Here is a 19,789-nt window from a genome sequence, read left to right as displayed (position 1 = left end):
TTGTTAGCTCATGAAGTAGAAGAGCGAATAAAACAAGGTAAACAAAACGTACCTACTACGACAAAAACTAAAAAAATCACTGAAATATTTATTGAGAATATTTTTTCGGTTTTTAATATAGTCATATTTGCAATTATTATTTTTTTAACAACCTTCTTCTTTATAGAAAATGATGAGAGATTATTTTTTGATATTATTGGTGTATCTTTTATTGTCATTATTAATACATTCATTGCTATATTTGAAGAAATAAAAGCTAAAAAAGCTTTAGACAAAGTTAATTTATTATTGAAGCGTGAAATAAAAGTTATCAGGGATGGAACTGAGCAATCCATTGAACAGTCTGAAGTAGTTATTGATGATTTCATTCTACTAGAACGCGGTGATCCGGTGGTGGTTGATGGCGTCGTAATAGAATCTACGAAACTAGAAATCGATGAGTCTTTATTAACGGGAGAATCCACCCCGATTAATAAAAAAATAAATGATGAATTAATGTCTGGAAGTTATTGCCTTTCAGGCCGAGCAGTCTATAAAGCATTAAAGGTTGGCGATGAATGTCAAGCACAGGAAATTACAAAGCTGGCCAAAAAATTTAAACTGAATGTTTCCCCTTTGCAAAAACGTTTAAACTTTATTGTAAAAGCTTTATTTTTAATAGCGTTGGTATTAATCCTTCTAGAAATGACATTGAGTCAAACCGAATTAAATCGGGTAGAGCTGATTAGAAAAATAGCCACTATTATGCTTTCGCTAGTTCCTCAAGGACTTATTTTGATGGCTTCGGTCACATTTGCGCTAGGAATTTATCGAATTAGCAAAATTGGCGCGATTATACAAAAGCTTAATGCCATTGAAGCTTTTTCCAATATTAAAGTCGTTTGCACCGATAAAACAGGAACACTTACCCAAAATAAGCTATCAGTACACAAAATCACTTCGTTAACTAATGATTATTCAATAGAGGAGACAAAACAAATTTTAGGGACCTATGCACATTTTTCACTAGATAAAAATGCGACTTTGAGAACTCTGGAGCGATTTAATGCATCCAATGCCATTATCACCGGAGAGATCCCTTTTAGCTCTGAAAATAAATTCAGTTTGTTACAGTTAATCATTCATGATGAAAATTTACATTTACATAATAAAAAAGTAACTTTTGTTCTGGGTGGTTATGATGTGCTATTAGATAAAATTGATGATTCCGAAAAAAAGCATATTGATGTGCTATTTCAAAAGGAACAATTGAGCGTTTTTCGAAACATGATATTTGGCATCGAAAAATCTAATCTTTCTCTGGAGTCTCTTTCAGAAAATATGAACTCCATGCAAATTGAACCTATCTGTATCATCTCTATCATGGATCAAGTGAGAGAGGATGTAATGGATGCGATCAATCTTTTCAAAAAAAATAATATACAGATTAAAATATTGTCAGGTGACAATGCTTCTGCAATACAAGCCGTTGCCCATGAGATAGGTTGGAAAGTCCAGGATAGTGATTTGATATCTGGCAGTGAAATTGATGAGATGAACGACGAACAGTTGTCAAAAATAATTAAAGACAAAGAAATATTTTCTCGTTTGAAGCCGCAACATAAACTAAGAATTATTCAATTATTTAGAAAAAACAAAATCTTCACGGCCATGATTGGCGATGGAGTGAACGACCTGCCAGCAATCAAAGAAGCAGACATAGGGATTGCTATGGAGGAAGGAAGCAGTATTACAAAAGAAGTAGCCGACATCGTTTTATTAAAAAACAAATTCAGTCTTCTTCCTAAAATTTTTGATGAGGGCAATAAGATCGTTAATACGATTAATGCTGTAGCAAAGCTTTTTCTTACCAAGACTTTTTTAGTTATTTTTACTACGCTCATGTCGTTTTTTACTTTTTATGATTTTCCACTAACACCACGGCGAGTTGCATTAATTAATGTTTTTTCTATTGGCTTACCATCGTTTATCATTGCTTTAAAAAACGCCAATGTTAATCGATTAAAAAATTTTACAATGGAGTTATTTTCATTTGTCCTGATTTCTGCATTATTAATCGCGATAGCTTCTTATATAGGCCAGTATATTACGGAGCAGTATGCGGGTTACACAATGGAAGATTTGCAAATGGTCATGCTTTCGATCATGGTCATAGTAACTACTGTTAATTTTCTGGCTGTTACTGTTCATAAAAAAGAAAAAAATTTAAAGTTATACGTTTTATATGCTTGTGGACTCATCGCATTGTATTCTTTGCTGATTCTCACCGATATTAATTCTATTGTGGTCAGAGGGATTAAAATATTTTATGAAATATCTTATCTTGATCGAAAATATTGGCTGATTGCTTTTGCGATTAGTCTTTTCTTCTCAATAGCGATTATTATTTCTCAACTTTTGCGGAAAAAAATATTGAAATTAATAATACGGCAAAGTTAATGGATTTAGGTTTAGTTCTTACCAAGTGATTCTTAGTTTTTGCTGGTAGTCAAAGTAGCCTGGGTGTAGGCAAAGCAGTAACTCCGGGTTGCAGATGAAAAAATCAGGCAGTGCACCCCAGGTCCCGCTTCGCTGCATCCAGGCTACAATTTAGCATGGCCCGACCTACACCTGTGGATAAACTTCCAGGAATTACTCCTGTTTACGCCGTGCAAAATAGGCTATTGCTACAATGGCAATAATTAAAATAGGAATAGCTAAAAGGAATATATGCGTTTCCATCCAGGCAACACTTATTGCGAATAAACCGAGTGCGATTCCTATAAAGAGGAATGTAGACTCAATATAGATGCCCGCTAAAAAAATGGCTTGCGCAAGTAGTGTAAGTACACCTAATGTTCCGATAAATGGGCTTATGATTCCTATGCGCACATACATCGAGGTGATATAAACTGAACCAATTAGTCCCAACCAATGTAAAAGTTCATGCCAAAAGAGAACTGGGGATGGGGTTTTCTGCAGATGTTTAAGATAAAAACTTAATCCCAAAGCAAGTAGAGCAATGATGACCGTAGTTATTTGCCAGAACCGCCACGCGCTTGCAGCTTTTATATTGGTTAAAATTAGTCCGATAAATGTTAGAAGAAGTATGATAATTCCAACAGCCAATCGAGCAGTCCATGGATGCCATGGGCGATTATTTTCCATTGATGAACTCCTTTTCTGCTTTTTTAAATACACGCTCATGTTAATACGAAGTAGGGTGGATTATCGCAGCTTAATAGCATGCCGAGTATTGCGCGAATTCCTTGTTTTGATTTCCCTTATCATTTAGATAGTTAATCTTAAATTGGTTTGATTACAATGTACATGGCTAATTGGGGGTTTCTAAGTAGTAGCCTGATTGCTTGCAACCAGGCCACGGTTTTTTTTGATCCTATTGCGTGATTTTTACGTAGCCATCTTGAACGAGCTGTATCAATCTTGCCATGGCGTCAGTGGTGACTTTAATTTCGGGGAGTAGCTCTGTGTTGACCCAGTTATGGGCTTTAGCTGTGCCGCCCACGCTGAAATCAGGTCAGCAATGAGTTTTTTGTAGGGATTCCCTGTCGCGATATTTCGCTCGATGTTATAAGTTTCGTCATTCAATGTCACATGCCCTGCATTGTAGAAATGTATAAATTTTGTACTATAATCAAAAAACACTGTGTTGCTAAAGATTTTTATGATAAAAACAAAATTAATCGAAGGCGAAAATCTACTAAAGATTTATCAAAAACATTATGCTGCACTGGCTCACAATCGTACTGATTTAGAATATTTTAAATGCTCCAAAGTTCGAATTTTTTTTCGCGATTCAGAAGAATACATGATTGGAGGTTTTTGTATTAACTCAGGGCCTCATTATCGCACTTTTCTTCCCTTAAACCCAACTCAACTAAAACAGATCTATCAAGAGCAAGGATTTGATAAAAGACAACCAATTGAGATTAGTTGTCTTTGGATAGAAGAACGTTCTCGGCGTGCAAGTTGGATACTATTGCTATTTTTACTCATGACTCTAGATGTACTTCGTTTACGTCGAGCTTCAATCATTTTTGGGACGCATGGCAAAAATGTAAATAATTATTTTGGCTTGCCACTTCCCAAAGTAGTTTTCTACGAAAAATTATTTGTAGAAACAAAAGGTGAGGTGTGCGATTTCTGGATAAGAACAGGCACTAAATTCCAAATGGTAAAGGGCTTTATTGTCTTGGCAATGATAAGACTTATTTTGGGTTATAAAGCTTTATGCAAGTTTCGGATGTGGTTTAGGAAAAAGGACACCACAAAATCAGAGATTAAATGAATATGAGAGTAGCTAGCATGAAAAGCAATATTTTTTCTTTTGACAAATTGGCAATAGAAGGGGGCCAACCCGTTCGTAACAAACCCTGGCCTACTTATGATAAAGGAAATGTTATTCTTAATGATGAGGATGCTGAGTCTTTAATCGAGGTGATGAAAAGCAAAAGGTTATTTCGTTATGATAATCGGCGGTTGGAAGAAACCAAAGTAGGGCAATTCGAAAATGAGCTTAAAAAATTTTTTAATACAGAGTATGCACTTGCCGTCAGTTCGGGGACTGCAGCAATCTCACTTCCACTGATGGCGCTTGGTTTGCCAGACAACTCATTGGTTGGTTGTCCGACATATTCTTTTACTGCGACTCCCAGTGCCATTATTCAAGCCAGGTTAAAGCCTTTATTAATTGAGGTGGATTCTAATCTTCACATGGATTTGGCTGATCTTGAGAAAAAAATCCAATCGATGAAAGCGCTTGTGGTTGTACATATGCGCGGATTTCCTGCGCCTCTTCCACAAATTAAAGAAATTGCGGCAAAATATAATGTGCCAATTATAGAAGATGCAGTTCCTTCCCTGGGTTCCAAACTAATGGGAAAATTTTTAGGAACTTATGGGGTAGCCGGTGCGTTTAGCACCCAATCTGATAAGTCCTTAAATACAGGAGAGGGCGGATTCATCCTTACCAACGACAAAGAGCTTTATATTAAGTGCGTTGTTTTATCAGGTGCTTATGAGTGTCTTTACGAAAAGCATTGTACACATCGGCCTGAGATTGATGTTGCCTTGCTTCCAATAATGAATTTTCGCCTCGATGAGCTTCATGGTGCGCTGGGACTTAGTCAACTCAAAAAATTAGATGGAAGGCTTAACATACTTTCTCGCAATTACGCTTATGTTCTTGAGGGAATTGAGGATTTGAGCTATTTAAAGCCACGAGCCCCCTGGCATGAGGCAGCATGTCCTATAGGTGATAATCTTCTTCTTCAAGTGAACGGCAGCGTTGATGATTGTTGCTGGTTTGCAGATGCGCTTAGTGCCGAAGGAGTAGATACTAAAGCATTAGGATCTCCGCATAAGATCAATGTTCGCCGATTCTGGGATTGGGCTTATTTATTTCCAACTAAAAATAAAGAAGAAATAACTCGTCTTTATCAAGCAAGTTTTAAACATATCAGTTCATACATTGATATTGCTCTTTCACCAACATTGACTCCTGAAGATATTACTGATTTTTTTAATGCCATTAGAAAGGTACATCATTACTATGAAAATAGAAAAACCTTTAAATAATTGTGTTGCTTTAGTGACAGGTGGCAATGGAGGCCTTGGTCTTGCTATGGCTGTTGCATTAAGAGAAGCAGGGGCTGCTGTCATTGTTTGGGGACGCGATCAAGAAAAACTGAATCAAGCCCAAACTTATGATTTAACCCCGTTTCAAGTGGATGTGGCATCTGAAGAGAGTATTCATAATGGTTTTAAGATGATAAAAAAACATTTTTCCAGACTGGATATACTCATTAACAATGCGGGCATTTACGAAGATCAAGAACTTACAGAGTTGTCACGTGAAAGTTGGGAACACTTAATCAGCAATAATTTAAGCTCTGTTTTTCTTTGTTCACAAAATGCTGCTCGGATGATGAAAACACAACGCAAAGGGAAAATTATCAATGTTGGCTCAATGTATTCTCTTTTTGGCCATCCTCATTCTATAGGTTATACAACAACCAAAACGGCAATACTGGGCTTAACTCGTGCTTTGGCTGCAGAACTGGGACCCTGGAATATTCAAGTCAATGCGATTTTGCCTGGTTGGTTTGAAACGGCCATTAATGGCTCGCTTCCTGAAACCAGTAGAGGAGATGAAATTCGTAAAAGAACCCCCTTGGGTCGATGGGGACAACCTCAGGATATCGGGCCTTTAGCTGTTTTCCTTTCCTCCTCTAACGCAGACTTTATAACAGGTGCCATGATCCCTATTGATGGGGGATATTCTATTTCTGATCGTGCTTTATGGTAGTGTATTAATCATTCTTCGGTTCGAACAGTTAAAAACTGGGGAGTCCTAATATGATACGTCATGTGATTCGCAGAACAATAGGTATACCCTTTATTCAGCATATGGCCAAAAAAATTGAAGAAAGCGCCTATAATCCTTATCCCTATCAGCAAGCTGCTTTGCAAAAAATTATTAAAACTAATGGTAAAACAGAGCTTGGACAACAAAGTGGATTATTTCAATTAAAAACACTAGAGGATGCTCGACAACTTCCTGTATATGATTATGAAGCATTACGACCTGAATTTGAAAAAATATACCAAGAAGGAAAAAAAGGTTTTTTTAGTTGGGATGAGATTAAGGCAATTTCCTTAACTTCGGGCACGAGTGGAGGGCCCAAATATATTCCAATTACCAACAGTTTAGTTAAAAATTTTATGCGCATCAGTTTTAGTTTATACGCCAGTTTATCGAATGAACTTAAAAATCCCCATGAGTTATTTGAGGGAAAGGCTCTTTATTTAAGTGCGTTGTCTCATATCTATGATTCACCGGTGCCGTTACCTGTTGGTTTTATATCTGGTTATATGAACTCAAAACGCTCCTGGTTATTTAAAGATCTACTCTACCCATCAACAAAAACATCATCAATTACCGATATGCAAGTGAGAATGTCTCGTATTCTTGAAGAAATTAGAGATCAGGATATTCGTACCATCTTAGGTTTTCCTGCAATTATTCAGTTATTTACTGAGAAAGCGTTGGCCTATTTCAATGTCGATTATCTACAACAATTATGGAAAAACTTATCGATTTGTGTGTATGGAGGAAATTTTTTATCCCTGTCACAAATCGAGTATCTTAAAAAAAGCTGGATGGGTAATAATAACAATAAGGAACTGATATTAATGGAGCATTATTCTGCTGTCGAGGGATTTTTTGGGCATACCCTGCATAGTCACTGGCCGGGGCTTGTTTTTAATCCCTTTGATATATTTTATCAGTTTAAAGAAGAGGCGAATCATTCCTCTTTTCTGCACTTACATGAATTGAAACAAGGCAAACGTTATCTGGTTTTTGTGACCACAGTCGCAGGTTTAATTAACTATGCGATGGAGGACATTATTGAAATTACTTCAGTGAAACCACTTACCTTTAAATTTATCGCTCGCGCTAAAGAGCAAATTTCTCTTATTTCAGAAAAAATAATTATTTCAGAAATTAAATTTGTGGTTGAACGTCTTGCCCAAAAAACAAATCTGTTAATTCCGGATTTTGCAGTGTATCTCGATTGCAAATCAGAGAATAAATTAATTTACGCCTTATCTGCTGAAATCTCCAACTTGGACGATGCCAGCAAATTATTGGATGATGCTCTTCGTGAAATCAATCCAAATTATAATGAATATCGAGGAAATAATACTTACCAAGCACCACAAATTATTTATAAGCCTCTTGAGTTTTTTGATGCTTACCGTAAGAAAAACATTCATAAGGGAAACTTTAAGGAGAAAAGGCTTTTTATGAGTGAGGTGGCATTTTATAGCGAATATAGCTAAAGGTAACGCAGGAACAGGTCAGTGGCGGTATATTAACTGCAATTGTTGGCTTGATTAAAAAATTTATGAGCAAAGGTTAAGTTTGCTTATTGGGTAGTTGCAGGAATATGTTCTTCTATTCGCTTTATCATGTAGGGATAAAATGGGTTGGATGAAAGGCGCAGTATTGCATCCAAACTCATGATGAGTACCTGACGTTCACCACGCGACGCAGTGGTTCCTAATTGAATGCCATATTTTTTTGAATCTGGGAACAGACCATAGAGGCTATCGTTTACTGGAAAGGGTATGGCTACATGTGACAAGGAGTAAACATCGCGTGGGTAAGCCAATCCTAGAGGGGAAATATGCTCATTTACTGCTTCAGCTTCAGTGACGCGTTCGACAACATCGATACTGTCAACATTTGCATTGGTGATGATTACGGTGCGAAATTTTCGTGGAGGTTCACTTAAAAGCCGCGTTACCGCAGTATCTGCGGAAGGACGTAATAAAAGACCTAATTTAGCCGCTCGATTCAAATCAAATAATACGAGTTCACTACCATTTGCAGGAAGATTGTCATAAAAAGCACTAATTATTGCACGTGTGCTCACTGTAAAATCCATTACTGATTGGAACGTCAATACAGGTGGTAGTTTAATTAGTTGATCTTCATTGGCAAGGCGCACTATTTGTTGTTGTAATGCCGTAGTTAAACGATGAGACTGACTTGCTCCATTCACTGGAAAAGAATTGTATTTAAATGGATTAAATTCAGGAACTATACTGATCCAAGCGGCTTTTGCAAATGGCGGTAAAATGGCTGGTAGCGCAGCAAATCCTGCGAAACGCGCGAAGCGGGTGACGCCTATCATGGGTGAAATTAGGATAATCTTATCTGGTCGTGTTAATTGTTTATTTTCAAGAGAATCAAGCGCATATTTTAATGCCAGTGCGCCACCATTAGAAAAACCTACGAGATGAAGGGGTTTTGATGGTCCTATGCGTCTTCGGGCTTCACGTACGGCGAGCTTGGTTGCCGCTAACCAATCTTCCCATTTGACATCGGTTAAGGCGGCAGGCACTGTGCCATGAGCAGGCAGCCTAATCGCGATGGCAACATAACCATGAGCAACATAGCGTCTGGCAATATGACGCAGGCTATAAGGAGAGTCAGTCAGGCCATGTAAGAATACAACCGCTCCAACTGCGGGACTTTGAGGTTCAAGTATATAAGAGCGATTCCAATCAGTGGAAAATTTTTCAGGATAAACAGGGCTTCCCGAGAAATATCGATTAACTGGAACACGCACTTTACTATTTAGTTTTTCAGTGACTTCGGTTCGTACAGCGTCAAAAAGAGTATTTTCTATTTCTATGTATTGTGCCCAATTCAGTTTATCAAGTTCTTTGGCATGTTTTTCTTGGGGGACATAAGTATGCCATAGCTCCAAGGCGGGACCACGTTGCGAATTAAACATCCTTATCCCGAGCAAAATTATAAGGCCTAAGCAGACAAGCTTAGTTAGTGATTTTAACAACTTAAATAATCTAGTTCTCATTGATGGGCTCTTAGTGATGAAACACAACAGGCTTCTAGATTATAAGACAAACATCCATTCCTGTAGTCGCAATGATAGATGGCGGCAATTCTATTGTAAGCTCAGGATCGAGGATGGCAAATATTAAAGTCCTAGCATACATTAACTTTAATACTAATTGAAATAGCAATAAATGCAAAGGAAACAATGATGGGGGGAATGTTTGTTTGGAAATAAAAACCATAAAAAGGCAGCAAATAAATGCCTAAATTAAAAAGTTCTGCTGCTATTTGGGAGGGGCTGAGTTAAGTAGAACAGCCTAGTGATCTCGCTGTTCTACACAATTTGAACAAGTGATGCATTTATTGGTAAGAGTAACTTTCTTCCTCTTCCTCATCTACTTCAGCTATTCTTATCGCAAGTTCATCCTTGTGAGACGAATCAACTATAGATAGTATTTCTTCTTTTAGAGCTAAATATTTTTGTTGAATATCCTCAAGATCCAAACTATCAATAATTTGCTTATATTCAGGCTTCTTAGTCATTTTGCTTTGAAATTTTGCTTTAGTTTCGGCAAACTCTCTAAGAATGATTTCCATCGCTTCATCACCATGATTTATAATGAATTGTTGGAATTGCTCTGTATTGATTGCGGTATGTTTCCATTCTCTTATAGAGCTCACCTCATCTTCTACGAGCTCCTCTTTAGTATTATCCTGATCAAAATATAATTCAGTGTAGGCTCTATATTGCTCTCTTGAGGTGAGAACATATTTTAATAAGCTCACATTTTTATGGTATATATATACTGGGTGTTCGGAAAGAAGTTGATTTACTTCATTATCTTCCTTGGTAAACGCTTTATTTTTTGAACCTACCATTTCTAATAAATATTCTTCAATATACTCAAAAATGTCTTGATTCTGCTTATAAAAAGTATCCCATTTATGGAGTAATCGGGTGAATAGAACTTCTCTTTTCCATAAATCCACCTCCGGATATCCGGACAGAAGTTCTTTAATAGTAAAGTATCCTAGATGGCATGCGTCAGAGAATTTGCTAATAAAATTGGATTCCAATTCGGCATCATCAACCAAACTTGGTAATAAAGCGGTGATAAATTTGGTAAAAACAGTGTCTTTTATTTTGCTGTTTTTGAACTCCGTCAAAAAAGCGGTGATGAAACCAAATAAAGCTCGGTTAAAATAATGTCTTTTAGTTGAGTGATAATGGACATATTGTTCTTTATCTCCAAGATCAGGAAATCGAGTAATAAGCTCAGGACTCGCAGGTTCATGTTCAAATCCTAAAAATTTAAACATTTGGATATTGAAACCATGGAAATTCTCTTCTCTAACGATGTCCTCAGACGAAAGTCCTAGCTCTTGCTGAATTTTGACGATTAATTTTATATAAGGCTCCCAAAATACACGTCTCATTAAGACATTCATTTTGCTGTATTCGAAATCAACCATCTCTCCCTTTTTAGACCCATTACTTTTATTTGAATCCCAATCTTGGTAAATCCAGCGAACAATACCAGTCCGTCCTTGGCCTTTGATTAACCTATATTGATACAACAAGGTTGAAGATATTGAATATTCTTTACCTTTAAAAGAACAGCGGAGGGTTTGATCTGGTTCAAAGGAAGGATACTGAGCGTCAAATTGCTCAAAAACGGGGATGGATAGATTGAGATGTTCCTCTTTTATATCGTGATTCATCCAGCCATTGAATAAAAGCTTTAACTCTTCAGGGCATAAAGGATTTTCATGCCACTTTCGTATCATCTTAGGAGTTGCAAAATCTAAAGAAGTCAATATTTCTCTATAGAGTTCCAATGGCGTATTAGTCAGCGAAAAAAAAACGACTACTCTTTGGGGTAAAGAACGCTGCTGCCAATCTTCCTCAAGCCTCCTGGCAGGTTCGGTTAGCATTTTTTTGATTTTTGTACTCATAAACGCATTAAAGAAGGGTTGGCATCGCATCATCAAATCCTCTTCTCTTAATGGGGCATCGGCACTTGATACAAAATCAATTGCTTTCGAAGCAACTCCATGCATTTCATCGGTTGGCTTTATAAAAAATTTTAAGAAGAGTTCACCACTCAATAACTTCATTAAGAAGCCTGAGCGATCAGTAAACGCATTGCGAATGAGCGCAATTAAATCATCACCCCATTGTTCCATGGGATCAACACTTCCTTTATAAGCTTTATAACTGGGTACATAGTGAGGTGTAACAATAAGCTGGTGTATTGCAGCACAATACGCCTCCCATTGAGCACGTATCAGTGGCTTTGGTTTAAAATAATATTGTTTTTTAATATCATGATTTTTAACAAATGCTCCTTCAAAAAAAGTTAATTGCTGTCTATTTTGAGTGAGAGCGGCGGGACGCTTTAAACTAGAACTTTCTGAGCTACCATGATCCTCTGAATTGTTATCTAAATTTTCTTGTTTCATCATCATGATTATATTTCCTTATATCTTCTATAGTCCTTGGAGAAGAGTTTATAAAACAACCCGTATCCTAAGGGCACATAATGTTTATAAACATAACAATGCTAACAGGAAAATATTTTATTTACAATAAGTTATGACCTTAGTCAGATTAACAAGCATTTCTCGGGACAAGACCTGCAAAATGATGAAAAAAAAAGGTACTTCAGGTTGGGGCAAATGCCCCAGCCTGAGGTGTGATGGCAGAGATCTAAGGGCACATTGCTATTGTTTTACAATCCACATGGTCTAATTCTATCTCTTCTGTCTCATTGATACTTAATGGCGGCACTTCAGTTGGTTCGTTAATTTTATCTTTCTTAATTAATGCCTCTAAATCCGGATAGTTAGATATCAAATATCTGAATTCAGATAAACTTAATGAGTTTTTATAATCTTCGTCTTTCAGTAAAACACTGACCAAAGCGAGATGACACTCAGCTAAACTAAGCATCCAATGAGGCAACTCTTTGGGTCTTTTTTCCAAAAGAATTCTTTTACACGTTTCATCGAGCAGAATAGCACGGCCATCTTCTGCATCGTTTTGAATGTAAGCTAGAAGCTGAATAAAATGTTTGGACGTTGGCGTTGCCAAAATGGCAGCCAAACGACACTCCATTTTCTGCCTATAAATAGAGCTGGAGTAAGAAGAAACGAAAGACAAGTTATCTTCGCATTTCTCTTCTAAGTCATGACACATTTTAACTAATAATTTCAGTGGTAAACCATTAAACATAGTAATTGTCTCTTTGTCTCAATTAATAATACATTAAGAATAATGCGCTATACTGAAAAAAAATAATCAGTTTGTTCGATTATTGTTTTTTTTAGTGAGAAACACATTATGCCTAAATCAATTGGAACTTTATATAGTGAATCACGATTAATTGCCAAAACAATTAATCGTATTACGGTAGAGCCAGAGCGAGTTGAACTAAATGATTGGCGAGCGGAAGCAAAACTATTGGCTAGCTCGGGTGGATCTTGCCTATCATCAACGACTCTCCTTGTGAAAGGAAAACATGTTCCCACTTATGGATTTGATGGTCGTTGCTATGGTTTTTTATTTGATGCAGAAAAATGTAATGTCTACGATGTAAGCCCTAACGATTCAAATTCGAATAGAGAAACAAAATTAGCGAAGCGTAAAGAGCGGGCAGGCGTCGATTTGCTTAAATCAAATGCTGTAGGCGCAAAAACATTAGACGAATTAGCTGGCGAAGTAGGACAACAAGACGGTCAAATGAATGAGGTTTTACTTGATGCATGGAAGTCATCTTGTGTTGGCTTATTTGTGCGTAAAATAGACCTAGATAGTCAAAATCCAAGAGCATTAAAGCATTACTATCAATCTTTACTAGAAATCGCACTCATTCGCAAATATCTGGTCCAGGCTTTTAACTATCCCGAGGACTTTAAAATTTGTCAATATGATGAAAGAGCGGGAAGATTGCTCACATTTCCTAGCATGGAAGAGCTAATAGTTTATGCAAGAATGCAAGGCGTAAATGACAAAACTTTTCCAGAGTTGTTTCGATTATTAGATGATAAGCATCATTTTGAACCGATGCCTGAGCCAACTAAAGTGGGGGAATTTCTTGCCGCTAGAGATCTATCCCCATCATTGCAAACTGAAGTTGTTGCAAAATTGGTTAAAGATTATGTACCTTTTGATGGCAGAGCTCTTGATGCAACAAGTATTTTGTTAGAAGTAGTCGATAATATTGCCGGTATTGCAGAATCAACCATTTGTGATGTAATCACAGAGTGTCAGGAAAAGGAACGAATAGGAGCGAGCGCCCAGGCGCTTCGTACAAAAAGTATTTTTGCAGAAGAGAGCTCCACGCCATCTGCCGAGGGGCTTAAAGACGAAGATTTGCGTCCCACGCTTTAAAAGGCTAGCCAATAAATGGATTTTTCTAGCGCAAGATCGGGACTCGGTCTGAGAATCGATGAAAACCTTTTCTATCTCCATTGCATGCAACTTGGCAATAAATACGTTTGTTCTATGTATCATTGTATCGCCCTCAAATATGCAAATCGCACGCCTTATTTTCTTTATGGTTCACAATGCAAATAAGGACATCGGGTGTGATTCGTGACAAAACCTTTAATATTCTGGGTACATCCTGCCAACATTTGTTGCTTAATTTCTGGGCGAGTAGAAAAGAAATTTGATTGGCTTGGCAGTTGTCGACAAACTTGCCTCATAACAGAGGTCATACAACGTGACACACACTCATCAAAACCTTCTTGTGTGTTGTATGAAATAAAAGGAAGTGTTGCTGGATCTTTGGGAAGTTCGGCACAGATTGTTGCATCGTCTTTAAGCAGTTCCCCAGATGTAACCTCTGCGGCGCTTGTAAGCGGTGGTCTAGATGTATAATACAGTGCGATAAGAATAACTATTAATATAACGACAAGAAATTTATTTAATGATAGGTGCATGGTGATCCTTACCATTTATCCATTAGCATAAACAATGTCTATATTAAGTGTAGTTTGAATTCAATGAATTACGTTAACGGTCATGCTCCAAATATTATTTAACTTTTGGATTACAACTTTTGTGGGGTGAGGTCTGTTTGACGGAGTGTTCAGCAACTACTACATTTAGCATGAGAGTGCATGTTTTATGAGCGCTTAATAATATGATTTAAGGGAAATGATCTGAGAGCAGGTAAAGAAATGGATACTCTTGAAATATTGAAATCTTCAGAACTATTTTCAAACCTAAGCGATACGCAACTGGTACAATTGGTAAGTCTTTGTCATCAAGAACATTTTGAGAATGGTGATTTTCTTATTAACGAAGGTGATTGTCCAGGTCCTTGTTTTCTCATTGTTTCTGGTCGAGTGCAAGTATATCGTGAGCGAGGTTATGACAGGAAATGGCAACTTGCTGAGTTAGGTCCAGGAGCAATTCTTGGTGAACTTGCGATCATTGATGGTTTACCTCGATCCGCCAGCATCGTTGCTCTGGAGGATACAGAGGCTTTGGCCATTGATGAGGAGGATTTTAAAAAAATGATGCAGAATAATCCTCTAATCGCATTAAACTTACTTCCACACATTGCAAAGATACTTAGAAGAACTCAGGATGAACTTTATCTGACAACTTTTGTATTAAAATAATAGCTCAAGGTGAAAATATAAACCTCATTCGCTGGCCAAGCTATTTGTCATAGAGACCACCAGCTCTATTATTTAAATGAAAGGACTTTGCGTGGCGAATCACAGTTTTCATGTACTAACGTACCTGTTTCTTTCGTTTGTCGTTCACTATTAAAAAAACTTTCCCTCCTTAGGACATGTTCTGGTGTACTTCTCTCTCTCTTTTTTAATACGCTCAGAACATCTGAAGTTAAATTATCACGAAAGGCTGTATATAGATTAGTAATTAAATTTTGTTGAGATGTACTAATAAGTTGCATTAAAGCAGGTTGGTGCATCTCCTTAATAGCTTCTTCAATGATTTTTTTTAATTCACTACTTCTATTGGCATAATATGTTTTTATTTTTTGAATTTCTTCTGTTGATTTTCCCTTTAATTCCGCTGTGAGTGGATGTTCTATAAAGTCCTCATTTTGCTGTAAGATTAACATTGCTATTGTAGGCAATAACTCAGTCTCGAGTACATTATTTGGAGATAATTGTTTGGTAATGGGATCTACAAAACGATTAAAACGAGAAAATCCTTTTTCGGCTAGCTGATCGCATAATTTTATAAGCTCTAAATGAGTAATAGCAACGTTTATTGCTTGAGAATGGGTTGTTTTAGTGTACTTATGGGCTTCAATTGCCAGTTCTTTCACTCCGTCATTGTCAGGATCACCTTGTATTTTCTCGTAGAAAATCGAGTTTTCGTGATGACGCTCAGAGGTATGAGCCAAGGTAACTGTCATACCTAAGTAAGAGGAAACATGGGTGTCAACTTTATGAGGAATTTCCATGGGGTAATGGACTAAATCCCCTTGTTGGTATAAATCCTCAGTAGTTTCCGTTATCCCTGTTTGTCCTTCTAATACAGCTCTTCTAGATGGTGTGTCTTCAGAAACTCCATCTCTGGTCGTGGGAACTAAATTATAACGATTAAAAAGTGGCGCCCCTTTAGTTTTAGCATATTGATGATTACTAAATCCACCAATTAAAAATCTAGAAGCCAGTTGCCAACTATGTTCATGTATGTGGTTTTCATCGTCTCTTATTTTTTTATTTAAATTGCTTATGACATACCCAGGCTCATCACTTTGTCTTACCATGTTATAGGTGTGTAATCTTAAAGCCCATTCATGGGGTTCATCACCTACCATAAGAACTAATTTATCAAATAAATTACTTCTTCGAGATAGAGCAATAGACATTTCAGTGAGTTCAGGGGTATCTCTTACTTCTTTTAATAACTGTATAATGTCATCAAGGGTAAGGTCTTGGATATTTCTCGCTAAAGACTTGGAGGTAGGTTCGCTTAAGTAATAAGCTTTATATTTTTTTGTTATTTGAGCGTGTATTCCCTTATAAACTTTAGGCACAATATTCCTTTTGTTCATCAATGAAAGATAAGTGTGTTCTGCTTACTTATAAAAGACTGTGATCATTAATTGTCAACTATACACAAATATTTTTCATCAGGCAACCAGTCCAAAGTTGCCAAGGCGCTCTCCAGGATGTGATGTTTATTCTTGTTTTAAACGCTCATTGATTAAATGTTGTAAGTGTGACCAAAACATCATCACACACGCAATAAAAAGCAGATTGGGCATCCAGCTTGCAATTACTTGATTCAAATAAGATAAATAACCTTGCTCAATGTTGCTGGTGCCTACCAAACGAAAACCTATGCCTGCAAAATAACTCGCTGCAAAAGCAAGCAGGGTAAGTATCACTAATAATAAAGCATGTTTAGAATGACGAGCTTTTATCTTTTGGTGAAATAGTAGACCTGATTTCGCCAAGTGTTTGGGTAAATCTTTAATACTAACACTATAGAAAAAGACTGTAGGTAATGTTGCAATCAAACCGACAGTTATTGCGGTCATGTTTTGATATTTGGGATCTGCATGCAAATTGCTTTGTAATAGCATTTGTAGTCCTTTAACACATTCGGGAATAAAATTAATAATAATCGGAATTGCACTAATAAACGCTACAATATACCCAATGCCAAGCGATGTTTTTATAATCATATGATCTTTTAAAGCCGCTTTGGCATTAAGTGAGTGTTCGGTATTATTCCGTTCGAGAATGTTGCGAAAAAAACGACGTGCTCCTGCGTATCGCGTAGCAAAGTACACCACTAAATTAAGATAAAAACCAAGGAGTTCTCCAGGAACTCCTAAGAAAGCCATGGTCTCTTTGCCAAGCTCTGCAAAAATCAGACTGGTCACGAAGCACCATACGAATAGTCCATTTTCAATGAACAAAATTTTGTTTCCGCCCAATTTTTTTGAACATTTGTTTTTTAAATAAATGATGTCACTTCTAATGAGTTCTAAAACTGTTTGTGTAGAGCCCAAAAGATATTTTTTATTAAGACCAGTCAAAACAAGAGCAGTGGCGAGAAAACAAATGAGCCCATAAAGGAGTTGACCTATAGTTTGATTGATTAGTAAATGCTTAATTGCATTGAGGGAATTGAGTGATATAAGATTTCCATGTGTACTTTCAAGTGCTGCAAATCCAGATAATACACTAGTAGGTAAGGCGACGAATGCACTGATAGAATAGATTGTTCTGTTCAGAATGACTTTTCTTTTTTGTTGATTTTGTTCGATTTTCTGATCTGTCTCTTGGGCTATAGTTGTAGATAATGAACTACCAAGAGCTTGTCCCATTCTCTCTGAAGACATTGTATTACCTATCATTGATTGTTATGTGTTACTAGACATCCAAGATGTCTGTTATCACTGATGGAGAATTGCAAATTATGAATAGACTTGACGCGACACAGCGAGTCAAGTCTATATTATTCAATCACAAGCCAGTTATTTTACTTTGCCGTTTTGTTGCTTTAAATCATCATGATTGCGTGACTCTGGTTTTTGTTTTGGCGGAGCCCACATTCCCGTGTGTGCTACAGAAATTTCTGAAAAACTATGAGAGCGGTGGAGTTTAGGTTTAGCAGATGGTTTTTCAGTTTCTTTCTGCTTAGGGGCTTTCTCACAACATTTTTTACCAAAGAATACTTCTTGTGTTACAGCACCAATCGAGCTTTCTTCTTCGCGCGACAATTCTTGTACCGTATTAGAAGGCTTTACGTCTTGTGCTGCTAACTTCGCCGCAGTATATAAAACACTAGCCCAGACTTGGCAAATTTCAAAGCCCGGAGTACCGCCAATTGCAAAATTAACTGACTTTCCTTCATTTAAAACATAAATTGTACGACCATCAAATAGCTTATAAGGAGACAAATGGAGCTGTTCTTCACTCTTGGCACGATCTGATTGTTTGTTTGTACTTTGAGCTGCTAATTCTGAGAAAAAGTCATCGCTGAACTCATCATCTGGTGATGTACATGATGCAATAAACAAAACTGGGTTCGTGTCATTTTCAGAAGTACGATCAATTTTTCGTAAGTTAGCAATATCTTTGCTTGACAATACTTTTGAACCCGTTGCACTAAATAAAATCTGTGCTTTTTGTAAAGCTAGGGCTTTAGCAGTTTCATCATTCCCCATCACGACCTCATGCCCATCAATCATCGCCATTTGTGCGCGCAGTGGATCAATTTCAATCACAGTGACGTCTGGAATTCCTCTTTTTCTGCAACTATTGGCGATACTTCGACCGATTTTTCCGTAACCGATAACACAAGCATGTTGTAATGAATTTAAAGCAGAATGGACACCATAAAGAATTGTATTGCTTGCATCGCAGATAGCAACGCCTGTTTGTGCATCCTCTAACTCTTTAATGTTGCTTCGCGCAACAGAAAGATTTGGAACTGGCGTTTCTTTTAACGCTTTATTTAGTTTGTAGTGGCCATTTTCAGTGACTTCTGCAATACCAATTAATCTTTTGCTTACTTCAGAGTGTTGCATCATTCCTTTAAGCGCATAAGAAAAATAACCACCATGGTCCATGATAACCAATTTTTCACCAGGTTTAGTATTCTGTAACACAAGATCAATTGCTACCTGAGGATCTTTAAGGGCCTCTTTTGTAACATCTAATATTTTGCAGTGTTTTGTGGCAAATTCCTCAGCTTCTTTAACATGAGTAGAACTTTTCAGTATGACACCGGCTATTTTGCCGAGTTTGGCTACAGAGTCCACATGTGTTTCAAATGTTTGTAGACAATGATCCACCACTAAGAACGTCACATTCTCATCAACTTTTAAATTCTTTTTACATAAGGCAATGATTTTATCGTAATATTTTGATGCTTTAACGTCAATTTCAGACCAGGATCTAATATGCTCATCTTGTGCTTGTACTGTTGGCTGCACTGGTGTTTGATCTAATACTGGAGATGGTGTTTGTACAGACTGTTGTACAGGTGGTTGAACTGATGTTTCAACTGATGCTTGAGGTGATGTTTGAACTGGTATTTCTTTTACCTGTTTGTCTTTTGGTTGTACTGGTGTTTCTTTTGCCTGTTTGTCTTGTGGTTGTTTCGATAACATTTACTTCTCCGATTCAAATTTAAATTTACGCATCAATTAATTTATAAACAATGGTTATATAAATGTGTCTTGTTGATCTATTATTGGACTGACGATGATACGCAAAGATTCTTTTAAATGCAAGACAATTTGTTCTATTTTTGATTATTATGATTAAATTAATTGGAGACTGTGTTTATTAAAGTCATTGTATGCTTGAGCACTGATCATTAAAAGCATTTAAAAATCAATTGGTTAGAGTAAGCCATCTTCACTCAGAGCCCTTACTTTAAAAGCAAAACATAATTTATTAATA

General features: G+C 36.9%; 15 protein-coding genes. 7 read left to right on the top strand and 8 right to left on the bottom strand.

Annotation, left to right across the window (positions count from 1 at the left end; translation table 11 throughout):
• Complete coding sequence (locus BGO44_RS09155) at positions 1-2,439, top strand: HAD-IC family P-type ATPase (protein WP_286823077.1); 2,439 nt, start codon at positions 1-3, stop codon at positions 2,437-2,439.
• A gap of 192 nt (positions 2,440-2,631) precedes the next feature.
• Here the strand turns inward: BGO44_RS09155 and BGO44_RS09150 are convergent, their stop codons facing one another.
• On the bottom strand, positions 2,632-3,147 hold the full coding sequence (locus tag BGO44_RS09150) for a hypothetical protein (RefSeq protein WP_273199943.1): 516 nt from the start codon (positions 3,145-3,147) through the stop codon (positions 2,632-2,634).
• A 517-nt stretch (positions 3,148-3,664) separates the two neighbouring features.
• Between BGO44_RS09150 and BGO44_RS09145 the strand changes: the two genes are divergently transcribed.
• Genes BGO44_RS09145 through BGO44_RS09130 form a run of 4 tightly spaced genes read left to right on the top strand, consistent with a single transcriptional unit; the run spans position 3,665 to position 7,845 of the window.
• Positions 3,665-4,288 (top strand): hypothetical protein, encoded by a 624-nt coding sequence (locus BGO44_RS09145; protein WP_273199945.1) that lies wholly within the window; start codon positions 3,665-3,667, stop codon positions 4,286-4,288.
• Between the two features lie 17 nt (positions 4,289-4,305).
• Positions 4,306-5,577: a DegT/DnrJ/EryC1/StrS family aminotransferase gene (locus BGO44_RS09140; protein ID WP_273199948.1), complete on the top strand. Its 1,272-nt coding sequence runs from the start codon at positions 4,306-4,308 to the stop codon at positions 5,575-5,577.
• Complete coding sequence (locus BGO44_RS09135) at positions 5,552-6,307, top strand: SDR family NAD(P)-dependent oxidoreductase (RefSeq protein WP_273199950.1); 756 nt, start codon at positions 5,552-5,554, stop codon at positions 6,305-6,307. The genes BGO44_RS09140 and BGO44_RS09135 overlap by 26 nt, the downstream gene beginning before the upstream one ends.
• A 50-nt stretch (positions 6,308-6,357) precedes the next feature.
• Positions 6,358-7,845, top strand: coding sequence for a GH3 family acyl-acid amido synthetase (locus tag BGO44_RS09130; protein WP_273199953.1), 1,488 nt, complete (start codon positions 6,358-6,360; stop codon positions 7,843-7,845).
• An 86-nt stretch (positions 7,846-7,931) separates the two neighbouring features.
• Here BGO44_RS09130 and BGO44_RS09125 read toward each other — a convergent pair whose 3' ends face one another.
• The 3 genes from BGO44_RS09125 to BGO44_RS09115 form a co-directional block, all read right to left on the bottom strand.
• Positions 7,932-9,308, bottom strand: coding sequence for an alpha/beta hydrolase (locus tag BGO44_RS09125; protein WP_273199956.1), 1,377 nt, complete (start codon positions 9,306-9,308; stop codon positions 7,932-7,934).
• Positions 9,309-9,730: 422 nt separating this feature from the next.
• Positions 9,731-11,839: a hypothetical protein gene (locus BGO44_RS09120; RefSeq protein ID WP_273199957.1), complete on the bottom strand. Its 2,109-nt coding sequence runs from the start codon at positions 11,837-11,839 to the stop codon at positions 9,731-9,733.
• Between the two features lie 241 nt (positions 11,840-12,080).
• Positions 12,081-12,605: a hypothetical protein gene (locus tag BGO44_RS09115; protein ID WP_273199959.1), complete on the bottom strand. Its 525-nt coding sequence runs from the start codon at positions 12,603-12,605 to the stop codon at positions 12,081-12,083.
• A gap of 108 nt (positions 12,606-12,713) precedes the next feature.
• Between BGO44_RS09115 and BGO44_RS09110 the strand changes: the two genes are divergently transcribed.
• A complete protein-coding gene (locus tag BGO44_RS09110) occupies positions 12,714-13,763 on the top strand; it encodes a hypothetical protein (RefSeq protein ID WP_273199962.1) in 1,050 nt (349 codons plus the stop codon).
• 164 nt (positions 13,764-13,927) lie between these two features.
• Here BGO44_RS09110 and BGO44_RS09105 read toward each other — a convergent pair whose 3' ends face one another.
• The gene (locus BGO44_RS09105) at positions 13,928-14,317 is read right to left on the bottom strand and encodes a hypothetical protein (RefSeq protein WP_058509987.1); all 390 of its coding nucleotides are present in this window, start codon (positions 14,315-14,317) and stop codon (positions 13,928-13,930) included.
• Between the two features lie 240 nt (positions 14,318-14,557).
• Here BGO44_RS09105 and BGO44_RS09100 point away from each other — a divergent pair, with 240 nt between their 5' ends.
• Complete coding sequence (locus tag BGO44_RS09100; protein WP_273199964.1) at positions 14,558-15,004, top strand: cyclic nucleotide-binding domain-containing protein; 447 nt, start codon at positions 14,558-14,560, stop codon at positions 15,002-15,004.
• Between the two features lie 68 nt (positions 15,005-15,072).
• Here BGO44_RS09100 and BGO44_RS09095 read toward each other — a convergent pair whose 3' ends face one another.
• From BGO44_RS09095 to BGO44_RS09085, 3 genes are all read right to left on the bottom strand, one after another.
• Positions 15,073-16,401 (bottom strand): hypothetical protein, encoded by a 1,329-nt coding sequence (locus BGO44_RS09095; RefSeq protein WP_273199967.1) that lies wholly within the window; start codon positions 16,399-16,401, stop codon positions 15,073-15,075.
• A 144-nt stretch (positions 16,402-16,545) separates the two neighbouring features.
• The gene (locus BGO44_RS09090; RefSeq protein WP_273199970.1) at positions 16,546-17,718 is read right to left on the bottom strand and encodes a hypothetical protein; all 1,173 of its coding nucleotides are present in this window, start codon (positions 17,716-17,718) and stop codon (positions 16,546-16,548) included.
• A 135-nt stretch (positions 17,719-17,853) separates the two neighbouring features.
• Positions 17,854-19,494 carry an NAD-binding protein gene (locus BGO44_RS09085; protein ID WP_273199973.1) on the bottom strand — a complete coding sequence of 547 codons (1,641 nt, stop codon included), beginning with the start codon at positions 19,492-19,494 and terminating at the stop codon, positions 17,854-17,856.
• Positions 19,495-19,789 lie beyond the last annotated feature (295 nt).

This window comes from Legionella sp. 39-23, assembly GCF_001897665.1.
GTDB lineage: Bacteria > Pseudomonadota > Gammaproteobacteria > Legionellales > Legionellaceae > Legionella > Legionella steelei.
The sequence above is the reverse complement of the archived record's forward strand: the minus strand, read 5'-3'. Positions and strand labels throughout refer to the sequence as shown.

Excerpts from the sequence above, each read along its gene's own strand:
- BGO44_RS09130 (WP_273199953.1), top strand. The coding sequence starts at position 6,358 with ATGATACGTCATGTGATTCGCAGAACAATAGGTATACCCTTTATTCAG.
- BGO44_RS09140 (WP_273199948.1), top strand. The coding sequence starts at position 4,306 with ATGAAAAGCAATATTTTTTCTTTTGACAAATTGGCAATAGAAGGGGGC.
- BGO44_RS09135 (WP_273199950.1), top strand. The coding sequence starts at position 5,552 with ATGAAAATAGAAAAACCTTTAAATAATTGTGTTGCTTTAGTGACAGGT.
- BGO44_RS09105 (WP_058509987.1), bottom strand. The coding sequence starts at position 14,317 with ATGCACCTATCATTAAATAAATTTCTTGTCGTTATATTAATAGTTATT.
- BGO44_RS09090 (WP_273199970.1), bottom strand. The coding sequence starts at position 17,718 with ATGTCTTCAGAGAGAATGGGACAAGCTCTTGGTAGTTCATTATCTACA.
- BGO44_RS09085 (WP_273199973.1), bottom strand. The coding sequence starts at position 19,494 with ATGTTATCGAAACAACCACAAGACAAACAGGCAAAAGAAACACCAGTA.
- BGO44_RS09100 (WP_273199964.1), top strand. The coding sequence starts at position 14,558 with ATGGATACTCTTGAAATATTGAAATCTTCAGAACTATTTTCAAACCTA.
- BGO44_RS09120 (WP_273199957.1), bottom strand. The coding sequence starts at position 11,839 with ATGATGATGAAACAAGAAAATTTAGATAACAATTCAGAGGATCATGGT.
- BGO44_RS09115 (WP_273199959.1), bottom strand. The coding sequence starts at position 12,605 with ATGTTTAATGGTTTACCACTGAAATTATTAGTTAAAATGTGTCATGAC.
- BGO44_RS09110 (WP_273199962.1), top strand. The coding sequence starts at position 12,714 with ATGCCTAAATCAATTGGAACTTTATATAGTGAATCACGATTAATTGCC.
- BGO44_RS09150 (WP_273199943.1), bottom strand. The coding sequence starts at position 3,147 with ATGGAAAATAATCGCCCATGGCATCCATGGACTGCTCGATTGGCTGTT.
- BGO44_RS09145 (WP_273199945.1), top strand. The coding sequence starts at position 3,665 with ATGATAAAAACAAAATTAATCGAAGGCGAAAATCTACTAAAGATTTAT.
- BGO44_RS09125 (WP_273199956.1), bottom strand. The coding sequence starts at position 9,308 with ATGTTTAATTCGCAACGTGGTCCCGCCTTGGAGCTATGGCATACTTAT.